The organism is Stenotrophomonas sp. CS3K5, assembly GCF_059515225.1.
Genome location: NZ_JCAKRX010000014.1, coordinates 108,260 through 128,561 on the forward strand (window position 1 = coordinate 108,260; position 20,302 = coordinate 128,561).

Below are 20,302 nucleotides of genomic sequence, written 5' to 3' on the forward strand. Positions count from 1 at the left end.
CACCGGGCGTCACTCAACCGCGGCGACTCGCCCACTGCGCCAGCAGCACCGCGGTGGCCGAGGCCACGTTCAGGCTCTCCACCGCGCCGCTGCCAGGAATGGAGACCTGCAGGTCGCATTGCGCGGCCAGGCTGCGGTCCATGCCTTCACCTTCGGCGCCCATCACATACACCAAGCGTGCCGGCAACGGCGCCCGGAATACGTCATCACCACCTTCAACCAGGGTCGCGGCCAGGCCGAAACCGGCAGCGCGTAGCTGCGCCATCGCCTGTGCGGTCTCCGGCAGCTGCACCAGCGGCACCGCCTCGGCACCGCCCTCGGCCACGCGCGCGGCGGCGCCGGACAGGGCCAGCGTGCTGCCGGCCGGCAGCAGCAGCGCCTTGGCGCCGAAGTGCGCGGCCGAGCGCAGGATCGCGCCGAGGTTGTGCGGATTGCCCACACCGTCCAACCACAGCGCCAGCGCAGGGCCATCACCCACCTGCTGCAGCCACTGCGCCAGCGGCAGTGCCGGTGCGCGCAGCACGTCGGCCACCACGCCTTCGTGATGGGTGGTGCCGGCGAGCTTGTTCAGATCGCCATCCTCGACCACGCGGTAGCCCACGCGGTTGGCCACGCACCACTTCAACAGCGGCTGCAGGCGCGGAATACGTGCCTCCAGCAGGTACAGCTTGCGCAGCGCCTGCGGCCGCGCTTCGAACGCGGCCAGCACGGCATTGAGGCCGTACAGGCGCAGCTCATCGCTGCCGCCACGCCCGCCACCGCCCGTGGCCGGCACCTCCGGGCGCGGCAACGGGGTTGCACGCGGCGGACGGGCGGACGGGCGGCGGTTGTTCCAAGGGTTGTTCACTTACACACTCTCCTGCTTGCGCTGGCGCCAGAAATCGGCGTTCTTGATGCCAAGAGCATCAGGGTCGAACACCGGATCCAGGCCCAGCTTCTTCTGTCGTTCGTAGTCACGCAGGGCCAGCATCGCCGGCTTCTGGATGATGAGGATGGCGATGATGTTCAGCCAGGCCATCAGGCCTACGCCGATGTCACCCAGCGCCCAGGCCAGGGTTGCATTGTGGAACGCGCCGAACACCACCATGCCGATGATGCCCAGGCGCAGCAGCAGCACGGTCAGCGGACGCTTCCTGTTGTGGTTCACATAGCTGAGGTTGGTCTCGGCCATGTAGTAGTACGCCATGATGGTGGTGAAGGCGAAGAAGAAGATGGCCACCGATACGAACGCCGAACCCCAGCCCGGCAGCACTGCTTCCACGCCCGCCTGCGCATAGCCGGCGCCTTCGGGAATGCCGGCCAGGCCCTGGAAGATCGGTGCGCCGCCGGCCACCGGCGAGTACACGTTGTAGGTGCCGCTGGCCAGGATCAGGAACGCGGTGGCGGTGCACACCATCATGGTGTCGAAGTAGATGGCGAAGGCCTGCACGTATCCCTGCTTGGCCGGGTGCGAGACTTCCGAGGCGGCGGCCGCATGCGGGCCCGAGCCCTGGCCGGCCTCGTTGGCATAGATGCCGCGCTTGATGCCCCACTCCACCGCCAGGCCCATCATCGCTCCGAACGCAGCGTGGGTGCCGAAGGCACTGCTGAAGATGATGTTGAACATCTCCGGCACGCGGTCGTAGTTGATGATCATGATGATGATGGCCATCAGGATGAAGCCGGCGGCCATGAACGGCACCACCACTTCAGCGAAGTTGGCGATGCGCTTGACGCCACCGAAGATCACCACGCCCAGCAGCAGGGCTACCACGATGCCGATGCCCAGCTTCAGCGCCTGCACCGATTCCATGCCGAAGGCCTGGCCATCGAGCGGGCCGCACAGCGCGGTACCACGGCAGGCATTGATGATGCTGTCGGCGATGGCATTGGCCTGCACGCCCGGCATCAGGAAGCCGGCAGCAATGATCGTGGCGACGGCGAAGGCCAGCGCGTACCACTTCAGGCCCATCGCTTTTTCGATGTAGTACGCCGGGCCACCGCGGTAGCGGCCTTCGGCGTCCTTGGTCTTGTAGATCTGCGCCAGGGTGCATTCCACGTACGAGGTGGACGCGCCGAGGAAACCCATCACCCACATCCAGAAGATCGCGCCGGGGCCGCCGAAGGCGATGGCGGTGGCCACGCCGGCGATGTTGCCGATGCCCATGCGACCGGCCATCGACATGGCCAGGGCCTGGAACGAGGACACGCCGGCATCGGATTTCTCGCCCTTGACGGTCAGGCGGCACATCTCGAGGAAGCCGCGGATCTGCATGAAGCGCGTGCGCAGGCTGAAGAACAGGCCGGCGCCCAGGCACACGAAGATCAGTGCCTTGCTCCAGATGATGCTGTTGATGAAATGTACGGTAGCTTCCACGCGCGCTCTCTCCAGTCGGCGGGTTGTAAGGACGTCCCGTCGGCTGGAAGGGACCGGTCGATTCTCCCTGATCGAAGGCCGCTGCGGTAGCGCTGTTTTGTAGAGCCGAGCCCATGCTCGGCTTGGGGCCCCGGGGGGCAGCCGAGCATGGGCTCGGCTCTACAGCGACCCGCCCGCGCGTCAGGGCAGCTGCGTGCGCACCCGGGCGAAGCGGCGCAGGTCGTGCAGCACGCCGCGCTTGTAGACCGCGCAGCGATCCACCCCCTCTTCCTGGAAGCCGTTCTTTTCCAGCACCCGCGCCGAGCCGAGGTTGAAGTCGACCACCCCGGCCTGCAGCCTGAACAGGCGCAGTTCGTCCATCACCCACGGCGCGAACAGGCCGACCACGCGGGTCATCAGGCCTTGGCCCCAATGGGCCTGGCCCAGCCAGTAGCCAAGTTCAGCCATATGACCGCGCTCGGCGCTGCCCTGCTGCGCACCGACGCTGCCGCAGGCCTGGCCGTCGATCTCGATGGCCAGGTTCAGGGTGCCCGGCGTGAGCACGCGACCGGCGAGGAAGGCCTCGCCGTCGGCACGCGTGTAGGGGTACGGGAAGCGGTCGCGCAGACCGCGCGATACGTCGGGGTCGTTGGCGTGGCGCAGCAGTGATTCCAGATCGTCGGGGCGCCAGGGGCGCAGTTGGAAGCCGTCGCCTTGCAGCGGTGGGGTCAGAGCCCTTTCCCGTTGGGAAAGGGAACCGACCCCGTCAGGCACCCCGCCGGCGCGAGGGTCAGGCATGGCCGCCGACCGAGGGCGACTCGGCTTCCTGCTTCTCCAGTTCGCGCTTCACTGCTTCCGGCGAACGGGTGTACGGGGCCAGCCGCGCGTAGAACGCCGGCACCACGAACAGCGACAGGAACGTCGAGAGGGTCACGCCGAAGATGATCACGATACCGATGGTGCCACGGCTGGCCGAGCCGGGACCACCGGCCACCACCAGCGGGATCGCACCGACCACGGTGGCGATCGAGGTCATCAGGATCGGGCGCAGGCGCACCATCGCCGATTCGATGATCGCCTCGCGCACGGTGCGCCCGTCGTCGCGCAGCTGGTTGGCGAATTCGACGATGAGGATGCCGTTCTTCGCCGCCAGGCCGACCAGCATGACGATGCCGATCTGGCTGAACAGGTTCACCGTGCCCCCGCTCACCCACAGCCCGACCAGCGCACCGAGCACACCCAGCGGCACGGTCAGCATGATGGTGAGCGGGTGGATGAAGCTTTCGAACTGCGCGGCCAGCACCAGGTACACCACCAGCAGGGCCATGGCGAAGGTCAGCAGCACCGCGCCGCCAGCGCTCTGGTATTCGCGCGACTCACCCTTCCAGTTCACCTGCGCGTACTGCGGCAGCTCCTCGCGGGCCACGTTCTGCGCCCAGGCGATGGCTTCGCCCAGCGGATAGCCCGGTGCCAGCCCGGCGGTGATGGTGATCGAGCGCAGGCGGTTGAAGCGGTTCAGGGTGCCGGCCTCGGCCACTTCGCTCAGCGTGACCAGGTTGGACAGCGGCACCAGCTCGCCGGAGGTGGCACGCACGCGGATCGCGGCCAGATCGGCTGGGCTGGCGCGGCCATCGCGGCCGGCCTGCACCAGCACGTCGTACTCCTCGCCGTTGTCGACGAAGGTGGTGACGCGGCGCGAACCCATCATGGTTTCCAGCGCCGAACCGATCGCGGTGACCGGCACGCCAAGGTCGGCCGCACGCTGGCGGTCGATGTTCACCCGCATCTGCGGCCGGGTTTCCTTGTAGTCCGAGTCGGGGCCGACCAGGCCGGGATTGTCGGCCATGCGCAGCAGGATGCGGTCGCGCCACTGCGCGATCTCGGCATATTCCGGGCCGCCGAGCACGATCTGGAACGGCTGGCCGCCACTGCGCACCAGCCCGCCGCCGACCTGGGTACGCACGCGCACGCCGCGGATCGTGTCCAGTTCCTTCTGCAGTTCATTGGCCACATCCGGCGTGGCCTCACTGCGCTGGCGCCACGGTTGCAGGAAGATGCTGACGCGGCCGGTGTGCATTTCCTCGCTGGCACCGAAGCCGCCGGGCACGCGCGGGTTGGCACGGGCGATGGTCTTGTCGGCGCCGACATGCGGTGCCAGCAGCGCTTCCACCTGCTGCACCTGCTGCACGGTGTAGTCGTAGCCGGCGCCTTCCGGGCCGTCGATCATGATCTGGAACGAACCGCGGTCTTCGGCCGGCGCCAGCTCCGACGGCAGCAGCTTCAGCAGGCCCCAGCTGGCAGCCAGCGCGGCCACCATCACCAGCAGGTAGATCCAGGTGCGGTCGACATGGTGGTCGAGCACGCGGCCATAGCCCGATGCCAGGCGTTCCAGGTTGCGGTTGATGAAGCCATGCAGGCCACGCGGTGCCTGACCGGTGTGCGGCTTGAGCAGCTTGGAGGCCATCATCGGCGTCAGCGTCAGCGCCACGAATGCAGACAGCGCCACCGCCGCGGCCAGCGCCACCGCCAGTTCGCGGAACAATCGTCCGGTATTGCCTTCCAGGAAGCCGACCGGCAGGAACACCGCCACCAGCACGGCGGTGGTGGCGATGACCGCGAAGGCGACCTGCGCAGTGCCGCGCTTGGAGGCCACCAGCGGTGGCTCACCCAGATCGATGCGGCGCTGCACGTTCTCCACCACCACGATTGCATCGTCCACCACCAGGCCGATGCACAGTACCAGCGCCAGCAGGGTCAGCAGGTTGATCGAGAAGTCGAACGCATACAGCGCGATGAAGGCGGCCACCAGACAGACCGGCACGGTCACCGCCGGAATCAGCGCGGCGCGGAAGCTGCCGAGGAACAGCCAGATCACCGCCAGCACCAGGATCATCGCCTCCACCAGCGTGGCGTAGACGCGGTCTACAGCGGCTTCGATGAAGGTGGTGTTGTCGAACGCCACGAAGATCTGCGTGCCCTTGGGCAACGACAGCGCCACGCGCTCGGCTTCGGCACGCGCGGTGCGCGCCACGTCCAGCGAGTTGGCGGTGGAGGTTTTGACGATGCCCAGGCCGATGCCCGGCTCGCCGTTGCTGCGGTAGTAGGCGCGACGCTCGGCCGAGGCCAGCTCGATCTTCGCCACGTCGCCCATGCGCACCACATAGCCGTCGCGGCCCTTGCCCAGCGGGATGGTCGCGAAGTCTTCGGGCTTGATGTAGTTGCGCTCCACGCGCAGGGTAAAATCGCGGTCGGTCGACTCGATGCGACCGGCCGGCAGTTCGACGTTCTCGTTGCGCAGTGCGGTTTCCACATCGCCGGTGGTCAGCCCACGCGCGGCCAGCTGGTCACGGTCCAGCCAGATGCGCATTGCGTAGCGCTGGCGGCCACCGATGCGGACCTGGGCCACGCCATCGAGGCTGGAGAAGCGGTCGACCACGTAGCGGTCGGCGTAGTCGCTCAGTTCCAGCGTGTCCATGGTCGAGGAGACCATGTTGAACCAGATGATCGGGTCGGCATCGCTTTCGACCTTGGCGATTTCCGGCGGCCGCGCTTCTTCCGGCATGCGGTCGGCGACGCGGCTGACCGCATCGCGCACGTCGTTGGCCGCCGCTTCGATATCGCGGTTGGAGGTGAATTCGATGCTGACCTGCGAGCGGCCATTGGTGCTGCGCGCATTGATCGTATCGATGCCTTCGATACCGGCCAGCGCATCTTCCAGCACCTGGGTGATGCGGCTTTCGATGACCGCCGCCGACGCGCCGGTGTAGTCCACCGACACCGAGACGATCGGCGGATCGATGGCCGGCAGCTCGCGCAGGGTCAGCCGGGTGAACGACATCACGCCCAGCACCAGCAGCAGCAGGCTCATCACCACGGCGAACACCGGCCGCTGGATGGAGATGTCGGACAGCTTCATCCGCCGTGGCCCTCGGCTGTGACCGGCGCCGGCGCGTCAGCCGGCTTCGCACCGCTGGCAGGTGCGGCGTCCTTGGCCGCGACCTTCAGGCCCGGGCGCAGCTTGCCGGTGCCGTCGACCACGATGCGCTGGCCGGCGTCCAGGCCCTGCTTGATTTCCACCACGCCGGCGCGGCGTGCACCGGTGACCACATCCACGCGCTCGACGCTTTCATCGGCCTTGATGCGGTAAACGAAGGTATCGCGGCCAACCTGCACCACGGCGATTTCCGGCACCACCAGCGCCGGGCGCTCGGGCCGGAACAGGCGCACATCGAGCAGCATGCCCGGGCGCAGCGCGTGGTCGCCGTTGGCGAAGTCGGCGCGCACGGTCACCGCGCGGGTGGCCGGGTCGATGCGCGCGTCGATGGTGCTGACCACACCCTCGAAGCTGCGGCCCGGCCACGCCACGCTGGTGGCACTGACCTTGTCACCGACACCAAGCGCGGCCAGTTCCACTTCCGGCACCTGGAAATCAACATGCATATGCTCGATGTCGTCGAGCGTGGCGATCACCGTGGTCGGTGTCAGCAGCGTGCCCGGGCTGACCTGGCGGATGCCGAGCACGCCGGCGAACGGTGCGCGCACACGACGGTCACCGATGTCCGACTGCATCTGGGTCACCCGCGCCTCGGCGGCATCGCGGATCGACTTCTGCGTATCCAGCGTGGCGCTGGACACCAGCCGCTGCGTGGCCAGCTCGCGCTGGCGCTTGTACAGCCGGTCGGCTTCGTGGAAGGTAGCCTGCGCCTGTACCAGCGCCGCTTCCTGAGCCTGCCCGCGCAGGGTCACGATCGGCGCACCAGCGGCGATGTGCTGGCCGCTCTCGAAATGCACCTTCTCGACGATCTCGCTGACCTTGGCCGTGACGCTGATCGACTCGCGCGCCTTGGCCGTGCCCAGCGCCTGCAGGGTGTCATTCCACGGCCTGGACTGCACGACCTGCGCGGTGACCGGCACCGCTTCCCCCTGCCGGCGTGCGGCGGCCTCCGGTTTGCCTGCGCACCCGGCCAGCACGGCCAGGCTGAGGCCGAAGGCCAGGGTCGAAGCGATACGAGCCAACATGAACGGTCCTGATTGATCCACGGCCGCCGAGTGTAGGCAAGGGCCCGCAAAAGCGGTATGTGCCAAGCGTTTACCGTCGTGGAACCGATATTGCGATGGCGCCTTGAACCCGTTCCGTGCAAGGCTGAAGGGCGCGGTGTCGGCGTGTGTCGGGGTGTATCCGGTGCCCCATCGACTGCGCTGTCATCGTAGAGTCGAAGGTGCCCGACAGAGGGCGTCGGGTGGGGGCGGATCCTGGCGGGGATCCGGCCCCGTTTTTTTGCCCGGTGCATGGGTAGCACCGGGCCATGCCCGGCGGATCAGTACCGGTAATTCACCTTCATCCAGACGCTGCGACCGGGCTCGTTGATGCGGACCGGATCGGCCGGGAAGCCGAAGTCGGCACTGCCGGCCAGGTTCAGATGCTCGCTGTAGGCACGGTCGAACAGGTTGTCGACGCCGGCGCTGAGCTGCAGCTGCGGATTGAAGCGGTAGGCCGCATTGAGTGCGAGGGTGGCGAACCCCGCGCTCGGCCCGAGGTCCTGGGCCACCACGTTGCCCTGTCCATCTGCGACACGATGCTGCTGGGTCACGGCACGCACCAATGCACCGGCACTCCAGCGCTGGCCTTCCCAGTTCGCGCTCAGGCGCGCTTCCAGCGGCGGCATCTGCGGCAGCGGACGCTGCTGGTCGCGGTTCTCGCCCCAGGCATAGGCCAATGTACCGCCCAGCTTCCATTGCGCGCCCACGCGCACATCCAGACCCGCCTCGGCGCCGGCGATGCGCGCATCGATGTTGCTGGCCTGGCTCATGCCCATCATGCCGCTGCCGTGATAGGTGAACAGGATGTAGTCATGGATCTGCCCGGCGTAGGCCGAGACCCAGGCCTGCACGCGCGGCCCCTTGTACTGCAGGCCGATGTCGAGCTGGGTGGTGCGCTCGGGCTGGATGCCGGCAAACGCGTTCGGTGCACCGGCCGGGCCATGATCGGGTGAGAACAGCTCCCAGTAGTCGGGCATGCGCTGGCTGTGGCCGAGGCCGGCGTACCAGGTCAGGCCGTCGGCCAGGTCCTGCTCGTAGCGCAGGAAGCCGCTGCCCAGCCATTCCTTGCGGCGCTGGCCCGCGGTCGGGTTGGGCAGGTTGCCCATCATGCCGCGGATCGACGGCCGCTCATCGCGCACGCTGGCGCGATCGATGCGCAGGCCACTGATCCAGCGCTGGTCGCTGCCAGCGCCCAGTGTCAGTTCGGTGAACAGGCCATAGCGACTGAAGTTGGCATCGGTCTGCCAGTCGGCCTGCCTGTAGGTGTCACGGCCCATGCCCATGCGGCCACGATGACGGCTGTCCTCGCCGTCCACACCGGCCACCAGCTGCACGTCCTGCCAGCGCCACTCGGAACTGACGCGGCCGCCCTGGGTACGGCGGTCCACGTTCGATGCCATCGGCATCGGCATCATGCTGTGCGGATTCGGCGTGCGCAGCGTGTAGTTGTCCATCACATGGTCGGCTTCGTTGTAGTACACATTGGCCTGCAACGTGTCCCAGGCACCGGGCAGGTTGCGCTTCTCGAAACGCGCCGCGTAGCTGGTTCGCTCGAACGCGGCACCGTCCATGCCGCGCCCGGCATAACGCGCGATCGCATCGCCGGCACCGGCGGAGACTTCCAGCAGCGTGTCCGGATCCGGCGTCCAGCCGACGGCCACGTCGCCATTCCACTTGCGCCACTTCGACGGCACCACCTCACCGTGGCCATCCTTGTAGTCATCGGCCTCGGAACGGTTGCCGCTGGCGCGTAGGTAACCAGTCGGGTTGCCCAGGGTCAGGTCCAGCACCTGGTCATTGCGGTTGCGCGAACCAACCAGGGCACTGGCATCGGCGCGCAGGCCCGGTTCCTCGAAGCGTGGCGTATCGCGTTCGAAGCGCACGGTGCCGGCCGAGGCACCGGCGCCCCAGCGCACGCTCTGTGGCCCCTTGATGATGATCAGCCGGTCGAAGCTTTCCGGCGCGATGTAGGACAGCGGATTGTCCATGCGCGAGGGGCAGGCACCGATCAGGTTGCCGTCGTTGCTGAGGATGTTCAGGCGCGAACCGAACATGCCGCGCAGCACCGGGTCCCCATTGGTGCCGCCATTGCGGATGGCGGAGAAGCCGGGAACGGTTTTCAGGTAGTCGGCGCCGTCACTGGCTGGTACCGGCTGCCGGGGCAGGCGCGGATCGGTCTCCCAGTGCAGCGGCGAAGACGGCGCGGCAGCGGTGACCACCAGCGTATCGAGGGTGCGCGCTTCTTCGGCAGGCGCAGCGTGTGCCAGTGACGCGGCCACGGCCAGGCCGAGGGCAACCGGCAGGCGCGCGCAGGCGCCCGCAGGGCGGGAAGTCATTTTCATCGGAACAGCTCCAGGGTACGCAAGCGCGCACGGCGTCCCTGCGGACGTCGTGCGGCAGATTAATGGGGACATCAGCGGACGATGGAGCGGCGCGGCGGCCCACGCGCGGCATGTGCCGGCCAGCGCAGCGCCGGCAGCAGCTGCTGCGCCCACGCGAAGGTCAGCCGCGGCCGCCACAGCAGCGGCAACAGCAGCACCAGCACCGCCAGCCAGGGCAGCAGGCGCATGGCCAGCACGCAGTATTCGCAGGCTTCGCCGTGCATGGCGTGGGGATCGGCCGGCCGACTGGGTGCTGTTGTCGCAGCGTTGTGCTGATCGTGCCCGGCCATGGCCATGTCGTGCATGTCATGGCCCATTGCGGCGTGATCCATGCCCTCCACCGCCGCGTGGTCCATCGGCGGCGCCTGCAGCGCGCGGCTGACCAGTGGCGCAAGCACCATCAGCAGCGTCGCCAGGACGGCGAGCTGGAGCAGAAGGCGTTGCGGGCGGGACAGGCGGGGCACCGCGCTAGTGTAGAGCCGGCTGCCGGGATGCCCGTGCGACGAACCGTCGCAGGAGGGGTTCATCGGCAGGGCTGCGCCCTGCACCCGCAGAGACCACGGCAAGAGCCGAAGCAACAACAAAAGCAAAAGCAGTTTCCTGTGGGTAGGCGGGGTAGGTCCGGTTGCGGGGGACGCCGTGAATCCGTCCATGGAGGCTCGGTCGCGCCATCCATGGCGCTCACGCCCCCGCAACCGGACCCACCTCGCCTTCGACAGTTTTCTGCGAGCTGTTGGAACGGCTTTTGGGGTCAGATCCGTTTTCCGAAGGAAAACGGATCTGACCCCAGATGTATTTCGATATCTGACAGATGTGTCGACCAAGGTCGACACCTACCACCAGCCGCCGGAATCTCTCAGAGGTGGGGCGGTGTCGGAGTGCGGGGTGTCAGCCGCATGGATGCGGCTGCCAAGCCCCCAGGGATGGGTTCACGGCGTCCCCGCACTCCGACACCGCCCCGCCATCCCACGGATAGCGAGCTTTTGACGTTGACGTTGCTGTTGCTCCGGTTTGCAGCAGGTGCAGGGCGCAGCCCTGCTCGCCCCCCTCACACCGTGATGGTCTGGGTCAGCGATTCCCACGTCGGCGGCACCGGCCACGCGGCGGCCTGGTTGCCATCCAGCACCCTTCGCAGATCGCGCGGGTCGATCTGCGGGGCCAGCACATGCACCAGCTCCAGCGCGTAATCGCGCAGCACCCGGTCGCGCGGCAGCACCGCCCAGGCGATGCACTCACTGATCGGATCCGGCGCCGGCCATGCCTTCAGGTCTTCATCATTGGCACTGACCGCCATCTCGGCCAGCAGGCCCACGCCCAGCCCAGTGCGCACGTAGGTCTTGATCAGATCGGCATCCAGCGCGGTCAGCGCCAGATCGGGCACCAGGCCATGTGCGGCGAAGGCGCGCTGCAGCGACGAGTTCGGGCGCGTGGAGGATTCATAGCTGATCAGCGGTTGTCGGGCCAGCGCGGCCAGGTCCGGCACGCGCCCGGCGCGGTCCAGCGGGTGGCCCTTGGGCACCACCACCAATCGCCGCCAGCGGAACAGCGGCACCGCGATGCCATCGGTCGGTTCACTGCCGGCCGTACTGATGATGGCGATATCGGCATCACCCTGCTTCAACCGGTCCAGCGCATCGGCTTCGGCCGCCTGCTGCAGATGCACGCTGACCTGCGGGTAGGCCTGCTTGATCGCCGCCACCGCCGGCGGCAGTACGAAACGCGCCTGGGTGTGGGTGGTGGTCAGGATCAGCTGGCCCTGGCTTTCACGGCGTTGGTTGGCCGCATAGGTCCGGATGTTGTTGGCTTCGGCCAGCACCGCACGGGCACGCGAAATGACCTCGGTGCCGGCCGGGGTGACCGATTCCAGACTGCGCCCCTTGCGCACGAACAACAGGAAGCCGAGCTCGTCCTCCAGCTGCTTGAGCTGCTTGGACAGGCCGGGCTGGGTGGCGTGCACGCGCGAGGCGGCCAGCGTGATGTTCAGCTCAGCGTCGGCGATGGCAACCAGGTAGCGCAGCTGGGTCAGCGTCATGGGCAGGCGGGCGGCATGGGGCGGAGGTCCACTCTAGGGTCAATTGCCGTCACCAGCTTATAACCAAAGGTTGTTTAAGAAAGGTATCTGGTCATTTCCGGGCGTCATATGCCGGCGCTACGGTCAGCCGGCAGCCGCTGGCCTGAACAGCCAGCCCTCCCCCTTTGCCCGCCGATCCCCGGCGCGGCCCCGTTTCCGGAGTGCATCCATGGCCCTGTACGACTCCATCCTCGATACCGTCGGCAACACCCCCATCGTCAGGCTGCAGCGCCTGGCGCCGCCACAGGTCAGCGTCTACGCCAAGGTCGAGTCGTTCAACCCCGGCGGCTCGGTGAAGGACCGCCTGGCGCTGGCGATCATCCTCGACGCCGAAGCGCGTGGCCTGCTCAAGCCGGGCGACACCATCGTCGAGGCCACCTCGGGCAACACCGGCGTGGCGCTGGCGATGGTCGCCGCCGCACGTGGTTACAAGTTCGTGGCGACCATGGTCGAGACGTTCTCGGTGGAACGCCGCAAACTGATGCGCGCCTACGGTGCCAAGGTGATCCTGACCCCAGCCGCCGAACGTGGCAGCGGCATGGTGCGCAAGGCGCGTGAACTGGCCGAGCAGCATGGCTGGTTCCTGGCCAGCCAGTTCGCCAACCCGGCCAATCCGGCCTATCACCGCAACACCACCGCCGCCGAGATCCTGCGCGACTTCGCCGGCAAGCGGCTGGACTACTTCGTCAGCGGCTGGGGCACCGGCGGCACGCTCACCGGCGTAGGCGAAGTACTGAAGGTCGCGCGCCCGCAGACCCGCATCATCGCTACCGAGCCGGCCGGTGCCGCGCTGCTGAAGGGCGATGACTGGAAGCCGCACAAGATCCAGGGCTGGACCCCGGACTTCGTGCCCGACGTGCTCAACCGCGATGTGGTGGACGAGCTGGTGTCGGTCGACGACGACCGTGCCATTGCCACCGCACGCCGGCTGGCGGCCGAGGAAGGCATTTTCGTCGGCATCTCCGCAGGCGCCACCGTGGCCAGCGCGCTGGACGTCGCGGCGCGCGCCGAACCGGGCTCGGTGATCCTGGCGATGCTGCCGGACACCGGCGAACGCTACTTCTCCACGCCGCTGTTTGCCGACGTGAACGAGGGCTCCGACGACGACTGGTTGGCCGGCCTGCCGTGACACCCGGGGTCAGTGGCCTTTTCCGTTCGGAAAAGGCGCTGACCCCTTTCTGCTTCAGCCTGCGTGAAGGCGTCGCCCGCCATCGTGCGTGAAGGCCGTCGGATCGCAGCGCGTGAGACGGTCATGACGCAGTATCGATGCCCTGTCCCCTACCGTGGGAACAGCCGGCGCAGAGGCTGCGCGGATCACCTCACAGGCAGGAGACGGACGCATGAAGATCGAAGTTTGGCAGGGCGACATCACGACCCTGGCGGTGGATGCGATCGTCAACGCGGCCAATGAAACACTGCTCGGTGGCGGCGGTGTCGACGGCGCGATCCATCGCGCGGCCGGCGCCGCATTGCTGACCGAATGTGCGCAGTTGCCGGAGCTGCGCCCGGGCGTACGCTGCCCGACCGGCGAAGTACGCGCCACCGGTGCCTATGCGTTGCCGGCGCGACATGTACTGCACACGGTCGGTCCGGTCTGGCACGACGGCCAGCGCGACGAACCGGCACTGCTGGCCAACTGCTACTGGAAATCGCTGCAGCTGGCCGAGTCGTTGGGCGTGCAGTCGATCGCGTTCCCGGCCATCAGTTGCGGTGTGTATGGCTATCCGCTGTACCAGGCCGCGCAGATCGCGGTGACCGAAACGCTGGCGTGGCAGCGCAGCCATGCGCAGCCGATGCGCATCGTGCTGGTCGCCTTCAATACGGCCACGGCCAAGGCCTATCAGCAGGCATTGGCTGCGGCGGGCCAGAGCCCGGAGAGCGAGCCGCGCGGCGCGATGTTACCGCCGCTGGGCGATGCAGGCCTGGCCGCCGCGCATTGAGCGACGGGTTGGGAGAACGAAGAAAGGCCGGGCATTGCCCGGCCTTTTCCGTTGTGCGGCCAGTGTCATCCACGCATGGCGTGGATCTACCTCATGGGCTGGCGGCTTCCTCGGCGGCGTCTTCGGCCGCGGCGGCGTCAGCACCCGCGCTGGCACCCTCCACCTGCACGCGCACTTCCACCAGACCGGCAGCGTCGTTCAGGCTGGACACGTCCACGGTGTAGTGACCGGCCGGCAGCGTTTGCTGCAGGCGCGCATTGGTGCCATTGCCACCATCGTCGTCGCTCAGCTCGACGTCGCCACCAACCACGCGCAGCACAGTGTCGACCTGGCTGGAGATCGCATCCAGACGCACGTCGGCCGGGCGATCCAGAGTCAGCAGGAAGCGGCGGCGGCCCTCATTGTCGAGCATGGTGTAGACGCTGCCCGAGCTCGGCAGCGCGCTGCCGTCACGCTCGACCAGATTGCCCGGCAGCTCGATGCGTGTGGCGGTCAGGGTGAACATGCCATTGACGCCGCTGCCGAGGCCACGCGCGGTCAGGGTGTACTTGCCCGGCTTCAGCGACAGGCTCAGGCGCGAGTTGGTGCTGTCACCGCCATCGTCGTTCTCGGCATCCACGCCCTGACCGGACAGCTTCAGCACCGGATCGAACACGTCCGACACCAGGCGAATCTCGTACAGGCCTTCCTTCTCCACCTGCAGCGTGTAGTCCTGCGAATCGCTGGCCAGCATGTCGACCACCTCGCCACTGCCCACCAGCGGCTTGCCGTCATACGGCTTCAGCTTCTCGGCGCGCAGGCGATACGGGCCAAAGGCGGTAGCGCCATCGGCGTTGACCGCCACCTGGTAGGTGCCGCCACCGTTGGCACGGAAGGCCAGCGAAACGTCACCTTCGCGCTCGTAGCCGGTGTTGCTGGTGGACACCAGGCTGCCGTTGCTGAACACGGCGATCGAGCCGCTCAGTGCACCGGTCAGCTTCAGGCCGACCAGATCCTTGTCGGCCAGCGTGATCTGGTAGAGCTGGTGATGGCTGCCGTCGTTGAAGTTGATGCCGCTGCGCGAGGTGATCTCGCCGGACACCGGCTTGTCGAATTCCAGCGATGCGGCCTTGCCCGCATCCGCGCTGCCACCGATGCGGTTGCAACCGCCGGCGACCAGGGCCGTGGCAACGGCCAGTGTGAGTGCTGCCAAACGCATGTTGTTTCTCCTTGGCCTTCCATGTAGTTCCCGCATGCCGGCCGGGCACGCGGGGGCGGAAACGATACCCGCAAAAGCAAACGCCGGCGTGATGCCGGCGTTGCCCTGTTCATCCTGCGATGGAACGGATCAACCGTTCCACTTGCCCAGCGCGGCCAGGCCGTTGTCCTTGGCGCGCTCGAACACGGTCTTCTGCGCCGCAGCGTAGTTGCCCTTCATGTCCTTGGCCCACAGCTTCAGCGCGGCCTGCTGCATGGCACGGCCGTAGGAGAAGCTGAGCGGCCACGGCAGGTTGCCCAGCTGGTTCATCGCGTTCAGGTGTGCGGTGGACTGTTCGTCGGTCTGGCCGCCGGACAGGAACACCACGCCCGGCAGGATCGCCGGCACGGTGCTCTTGAGGCACATCACGGTCGATTCGGCCACTTCCTCGACGTCGGCCTGCTCATCGCAGCCCTTGCCGGAGATGACCATCGAGGCCTTCAGGATGGTGCCTTCCAGCAGCACGTTCTGCTGGTACAGCGCATCGAACAGCGAACGCAGGGTCGCTTCGGTCACTTCGTAGCAGGTCTCGATATCGTGGTCGCCGTCCATGATCACTTCCGGCTCGACCATCGGCACCAGGCCGCATTCCTGGCACAGCGCCGCATAGCGGGCCAGCGCGTGGGCGTTGGACTCGATGCAGGTGCCCGACGGAATGCTCTCGCCGATGTTGATCACCGCACGCCACTTGGCAAAGCGCGCGCCCAGCTTGTAGTACTCCTGCAGGCGCTCGCGCAGGCCGTCCAGGCCTTCGGTCACCAGCTCACCCGGGCAGCCGGCCAGCGGGTGCGCACCCTTGTCCACCTTGATGCCCGGAATCATGCCGTGGTCGGCCATGTACTTGGCGAACGGCACGCCGTCCTTGGTCGACTGGCGGATGGTTTCGTCGTACAGGATGGCGCCGGAAATGTGCTCGTTGAGCTTCGGCGTGGTCAGCAGCAGTTCGCGGTAGGCACGACGGTTCTCCTCGGTGTTCTCGATGCCGACGCCAGCAAAACGCTTGGCGATGGTAGCGGTGGATTCGTCGATCGCGATGATGCCCTTGCCCGGGGCAACCATGGCCTGGGCGGTTTCAGCCAGCTGTTCGATGCTCATGTACTTCCTGTGGCGGGTGCGGGAAAAACGTAAGTATAGCCCCGCCACCCGTTGCCTCGACGTCGAGGCCAGGATGGAAACGATTCCAATGTCCGCGCAGGACAACGCGTGTCCTGCGCCATGGGGTCAGAGCCCCTGCGGGGATCCGACCCCGGGGTCGGATCCCCGATGGGGCTCTGACCCTGACCCGGCGGTTCCGCTTACAGGTCGCCCAGGCCGCTGGCGCGGCCGTCCTCGCCCACTTCCAGCAGGCGCAGGGTGTTGGTCGCGCCCAGCGTCTCCATGTGCTCGCCGCTGGTGAATACGACGCGGTCACCGGCCTGCAGCAGCTCCGATTCCACCAGCAGGCGGATGCTGCCCCGTGCGGCTTCGCGCGGGGTCAGCCCGCGGCTGTCGAAGTTGATCGGGTAGACATCGCGCATCAGCGCCATCTGCCGGCGTGCGCCGTCATGGCGGGTCACCGCGAACACCGGCGCCTTGGCGCGGAAACGCGACAGGTAACGTGCAGTGCCACCGGATTCGGTCATCGCCACGATCGCGCGCACGCCCACGTGCTGCGACAGGAACATGGTGGCCATGGCGATGGCCTGGTCGGCACGCTCCAGATTGCGCGGCGAGGCGTTGAAATCGGTCTCGGTCTGGAACTGGCGCTCGGCGCCCAGGCAGATGCGTGCCATCGCTTCCACGGCCTTGACCGGGTAGGCGCCGGCGGCGGTTTCGGCCGACAGCATCACCGCGTCGGTACCGTCGATGACCGAGTTGGCCACGTCCAGCACTTCGGCGCGGGTCGGGATCGGGCTTTCCACCATCGACTGCAGCATCTGCGTGGCGGTGATCACCACCTTGTTCTGCGCCAGTGAGGCCTTGATGATCTTCTTCTGCAGGCCCGGCAGTTCGGCGTCGCCGATTTCCACGCCCAGGTCACCGCGGGCCACCATCACCACGTCGCTGGCCTCGACGATTTCTTCCAGGTTCTCGATCGCCTCGGTGCGCTCGATCTTCGACACCAGGGCAGCATCGCAACCGTGCGAGCGGGCGATCTCGCGCGCATCGTTCATGTCCTGCGCGTTGCGGCAGAACGACACGGCGATGAAGTCCACGCCGATCTTGGCGACGATGCCGATCAGTTCCTTGTCACGCTCGGTCAGCGCGCCCAGCGACAGGCCGCCGCCCTGCTTGTTCAGGCCCTTGCGGTCGGACAGCACACCATCGTTGAGCACGGTGTTGACGATGCGGTCGCCCTGCACTTCCACCACCTGCAGCTGCATCAGACCATCGTCGAGCAGCAGCACATCACCGGGGCCGACGTCCTGCGGCAGGCCGAGGTAGCTGACGCCGACCTGGCTGGCGTTGCCCGGGCCGGCGTTCTCGCTGGCGATCAGATCGAAGCGGTCGCCCGCCTTCAGCTGCACCTTGCCTTCGGCGAAGCGCTCGATGCGGATCTTCGGGCCCGGCAGGTCGGCCAGGATGCCCACTTCCACGCCCACGCGCGCCGCGGCGGCACGCACTTCGGCGGCACGCTTGGCTTGGCCGGACGGGTCACCGTGGCTGAAGTTCAGACGCACCACGTTGACGCCGGCGCGGAACAGATCCTCCAGCACGCCCGGCGGATCAGTGGCCGGACCGAGGGTGGCAAGGATCTTGGTGCGACGCTGACGCTCGAACATGGTGAAGGGGCCTCTCCCGTTAAAGAACGGAAATTAGCACATCCTTCACGCCCCATGTATACGGTTACATCCTTGCGCCACCTGACTTCGCGGGTCATGCAACGGACATGCCCCGGACATACGCTGGCGCAGGGAGACCGGTAGCGCCGGGCCATGCCCGGCTGGGCCTTGGGCCGCAATCAGCCGAGCATGGGCTCGGCTCTACAGGAAGTTAGGCCAGCAGCGTCGTCAGCTGCGCCGGCTCGCGTGCCAGCTGGCCGGCACCGGCTTCGGTGAGTTCGGCCTCGCCACCAAAGCCCCACAGCACACCGACACTGCGCAGGCCGTGGTGACGTGCGCCTTCGATGTCCATGCGACGGTCGCCGATCATCCAGCACTGTGCCGGCTGCACCCGCAGGCGGCGCAGCGCCTCTCCGACCAGTTCCGGCTTGTGGCTGCGTGAGCCGTCCAGGGTGGAACCGACGATCTCCTCGAACAGCCCACCAAAAGGCAGGTGGGCGAGGATACGGCGCGCGTGCGGCTCGTTCTTGGCCGTAACCACCGCCAGGCGGTGGCCGCGACCATGCAGTGTGCGCAGGGTGTCTTCGATCTGCGGATACACGGTGTGCTCGCGCCAACCTTCGGCGTCGAAACGCTCGCGGTAATAGCCCACCGCCTGCTCCACACGCGCCGGTTCACCAAACAGCGGCGCGAAGGTGGTGCGCAGCGACGGACCGATCCAGCCCAGCAGCGTGTCCTGCGCCGGCACTGGATGGTCCATCTTCTGCAACGCATAGGCGATGCAGGCGGTGATGCCCACCTGCGAATCGATCAGCGTGCCGTCCAGGTCGAAGAACAGGACATCCCTGCGCGGGTCGGCACTCATGCGCCGCGCGCCTCCAGTGCCGCCACTGCCGGCAGGGTCTTGCCTTCCAGGAACTCCAGGAACGCGCCACCACCGGTGGAGATGTAGCTGACGTCCTTGGCGATATCGAACTTGTCGACCGCCGCCAGGGTGTCGCCACCGCCGGCAATGGAAAATGCCGGCGAGCTGGCGATGGCGCGGGCCAGCGCTTCGGTGCCCTTGCTGAACGCTTCGAACTCGAACACACCGACCGGGCCATTCCAGACCACAGTGCCGGCCTTTTCGATCAGCTGCGCGTACTGCGCGGCGGTCTGCGGGCCGATGTCCAGGATCAGGTCGTCTTCGGCAACGGCGTCGACCGCCTTCACTTCGGCAGCGGCATCGGGCAGGAACTGCTTGGCGGTGACCACGTCCACCGGCAGCGGGATGTCGGCGCCGCGCGCCTTGGCATCGGCCACGATCTTCCTGGCAGTATCCAGCAGGTCCGGTTCGTACAGCGACTTGCCGACGCTGTAGCCGGCGGCGGCGATGAAGGTGTTGGCGATGCCGCCGCCGACAATCAGCTGATCGACCTTGCCAACCAGATTGGCCAGCAGTTCCAGCTTGGTGCTGACCTTGCTGCCGGCCACGATGGCCAGCAACGGCTTGGCCGGCGCGTCCAGTGCCTGCGCCAGCGCATCCAGCTCGGCCATCAGCAGCGGGCCGCCGGCGGCCACCGGGGCAAAGCGGATGACGCCGTGGGTGGAGGCCTGGGCGCGGTGCGCGGTACCAAAGGCATCCATCACGAACACATCGCACAGTGCGGCGTACTGCTTCGACAGGGCTTCATCATCCTTGCCCTCGCCCACGTTCATGCGGCAGTTTTCCAGCAGCACCAGCTGGCCTGGCTGCACGTCCACGCCGTCAACCCAGTCACGCACCAGCGGAACCTCGCGGCCGAGCAGCTCGGACAGGCGGGCGGCGACCGGAGCCAGCGAATCGGCTTCGCTCCACACGCCTTCCTTCGGGCGCCCCAGGTGCGAGGTGACCATCACCGCGGCGCCCTGCTCCAGTGCGCGCTTGAGCGTCGGCAGCGAAGCGGTGATGCGCTGTTCGGAAGTGATGCGGCCATTCTCGATCGGCACGTTCAGATCCTGGCGGATCAGCACGCGCTTGCCGGAGAGGTCGAGGTCGGTCATGCGGACGATGGACATGGGCAACTCTTTGGCTCAGGGACGGGATGCCGGGATGCGGCAGACCGCCATTGTATCGGGTGCGGGTGGTGGGAGGGCCGATGCCTGCGGCACGCAGAGGCGTACGGCAACGGCAACGGCAACGGCAACTGCAACAGCCGAAGCGCTGGCGCTTCATGATGCTGTGGGTGGGCCGGGGCGGTGTGGGCTGGCAGGGGACGCCGTAAACCCGTCCTTGGGGGCTTGGCCGCGGCATCCATGCCGCGGACACCCCTGCCAACCCACACCGCCCCGGCCTCGACAGGCTCATGTGGCGGATCGGATGGCAAAGGCAGGAGCAAGAGCAGTTTGTGGTGTCGGATGAAGAAGGAAGGGGTCAGATCCGTTTTCCTGCGGAAAACGGATCTGACCCCGATGGCCGTCGAGCGAAGCGACCCGCTTCCGCTCTTGCACTTCTTCTTTCTCTTCCGTGGGTGGAAGCAACCAGAAACTTTCAGAGGCCGGGCGGGGTGGGTTCGCG

Annotated in this window: 16 protein-coding genes; 2 read left to right on the plus strand and 14 right to left on the minus strand. The window is 67.3% G+C overall.

All coding sequences use genetic code 11. The features are described 5' to 3' along the window. Nucleotides 1-13 precede the first annotated feature (13 nt). The 8 genes from AC5YGJ_RS18185 to AC5YGJ_RS18220 form a co-directional block, all read right to left on the minus strand. Nucleotides 14-847, minus strand: coding sequence for a TrmH family RNA methyltransferase (locus AC5YGJ_RS18185; RefSeq protein WP_309334174.1), 834 nt, complete (start codon nucleotides 845-847; stop codon nucleotides 14-16). Then, nucleotides 848-2,356 carry an alanine/glycine:cation symporter family protein gene (locus AC5YGJ_RS18190; protein ID WP_496187339.1) on the minus strand — a complete coding sequence of 503 codons (1,509 nt, stop codon included), beginning with the start codon at nucleotides 2,354-2,356 and terminating at the stop codon, nucleotides 848-850. 180 nt (nucleotides 2,357-2,536) lie between these two features. Continuing rightward, nucleotides 2,537-3,133, minus strand: a complete 597-nt coding sequence (locus AC5YGJ_RS18195; RefSeq protein ID WP_249843017.1) for a GNAT family N-acetyltransferase — start codon at nucleotides 3,131-3,133, stop codon at nucleotides 2,537-2,539. Then, nucleotides 3,126-6,251: an efflux RND transporter permease subunit gene (locus tag AC5YGJ_RS18200; RefSeq protein ID WP_496187340.1), complete on the minus strand. Its 3,126-nt coding sequence runs from the start codon at nucleotides 6,249-6,251 to the stop codon at nucleotides 3,126-3,128. Before AC5YGJ_RS18200 ends, AC5YGJ_RS18195 begins: the two co-directional genes overlap by 8 nt. Then, nucleotides 6,248-7,354 (minus strand): efflux RND transporter periplasmic adaptor subunit, encoded by a 1,107-nt coding sequence (locus AC5YGJ_RS18205; protein WP_496187341.1) that lies wholly within the window; start codon nucleotides 7,352-7,354, stop codon nucleotides 6,248-6,250. The genes AC5YGJ_RS18200 and AC5YGJ_RS18205 overlap by 4 nt, the downstream gene beginning before the upstream one ends. A gap of 299 nt (nucleotides 7,355-7,653) precedes the next feature. Beyond that, a complete protein-coding gene (locus AC5YGJ_RS18210) occupies nucleotides 7,654-9,717 on the minus strand; it encodes a TonB-dependent copper receptor (RefSeq protein WP_496187342.1) in 2,064 nt (687 codons plus the stop codon). Nucleotides 9,718-9,788: 71 nt separating this feature from the next. Further along, nucleotides 9,789-10,220 (minus strand): DUF2946 domain-containing protein, encoded by a 432-nt coding sequence (locus tag AC5YGJ_RS18215; RefSeq protein WP_496187347.1) that lies wholly within the window; start codon nucleotides 10,218-10,220, stop codon nucleotides 9,789-9,791. A gap of 584 nt (nucleotides 10,221-10,804) precedes the next feature. Beyond that, nucleotides 10,805-11,788: a LysR family transcriptional regulator gene (locus tag AC5YGJ_RS18220; RefSeq protein ID WP_107231697.1), complete on the minus strand. Its 984-nt coding sequence runs from the start codon at nucleotides 11,786-11,788 to the stop codon at nucleotides 10,805-10,807. Nucleotides 11,789-11,996: 208 nt separating this feature from the next. On the opposite strand from AC5YGJ_RS18220, the gene cysK reads away from it, so the two are divergent. Both cysK and AC5YGJ_RS18230 read left to right on the plus strand, forming a co-directional pair. After that, the gene (gene cysK / locus AC5YGJ_RS18225; protein WP_496187343.1) at nucleotides 11,997-12,956 is read left to right on the plus strand and encodes a cysteine synthase A; all 960 of its coding nucleotides are present in this window, start codon (nucleotides 11,997-11,999) and stop codon (nucleotides 12,954-12,956) included. Nucleotides 12,957-13,167: 211 nt separating this feature from the next. Beyond that, nucleotides 13,168-13,767, plus strand: a complete 600-nt coding sequence (locus tag AC5YGJ_RS18230; protein WP_249843013.1) for an O-acetyl-ADP-ribose deacetylase — start codon at nucleotides 13,168-13,170, stop codon at nucleotides 13,765-13,767. A gap of 91 nt (nucleotides 13,768-13,858) precedes the next feature. Here AC5YGJ_RS18230 and AC5YGJ_RS18235 read toward each other — a convergent pair whose 3' ends face one another. The 6 genes from AC5YGJ_RS18235 to AC5YGJ_RS18260 form a co-directional block, all read right to left on the minus strand. Further along, the gene (locus AC5YGJ_RS18235) at nucleotides 13,859-14,965 is read right to left on the minus strand and encodes an iron-sulfur cluster assembly protein (RefSeq protein ID WP_249843012.1); all 1,107 of its coding nucleotides are present in this window, start codon (nucleotides 14,963-14,965) and stop codon (nucleotides 13,859-13,861) included. 129 nt (nucleotides 14,966-15,094) lie between these two features. After that, nucleotides 15,095-16,099 carry a class I fructose-bisphosphate aldolase gene (locus tag AC5YGJ_RS18240; RefSeq protein ID WP_107231693.1) on the minus strand — a complete coding sequence of 335 codons (1,005 nt, stop codon included), beginning with the start codon at nucleotides 16,097-16,099 and terminating at the stop codon, nucleotides 15,095-15,097. Between the two features lie 200 nt (nucleotides 16,100-16,299). Continuing rightward, entirely contained in the window at nucleotides 16,300-17,766 is a 1,467-nt protein-coding gene (pyk, locus tag AC5YGJ_RS18245) for a pyruvate kinase (protein WP_107231692.1), read from the minus strand. A 211-nt stretch (nucleotides 17,767-17,977) separates the two neighbouring features. Further along, nucleotides 17,978-18,631: an HAD hydrolase-like protein gene (locus AC5YGJ_RS18250; RefSeq protein ID WP_107231691.1), complete on the minus strand. Its 654-nt coding sequence runs from the start codon at nucleotides 18,629-18,631 to the stop codon at nucleotides 17,978-17,980. Beyond that, on the minus strand, nucleotides 18,628-19,803 hold the full coding sequence (locus tag AC5YGJ_RS18255) for a phosphoglycerate kinase (RefSeq protein WP_496187344.1): 1,176 nt from the start codon (nucleotides 19,801-19,803) through the stop codon (nucleotides 18,628-18,630). Before AC5YGJ_RS18255 ends, AC5YGJ_RS18250 begins: the two co-directional genes overlap by 4 nt. Before the next feature lie 285 nt (nucleotides 19,804-20,088). Beyond that, the coding region (locus tag AC5YGJ_RS18260) for a hypothetical protein (RefSeq protein ID WP_496187345.1) at nucleotides 20,089-20,302 on the minus strand (214 nt) is incomplete at its 5' end.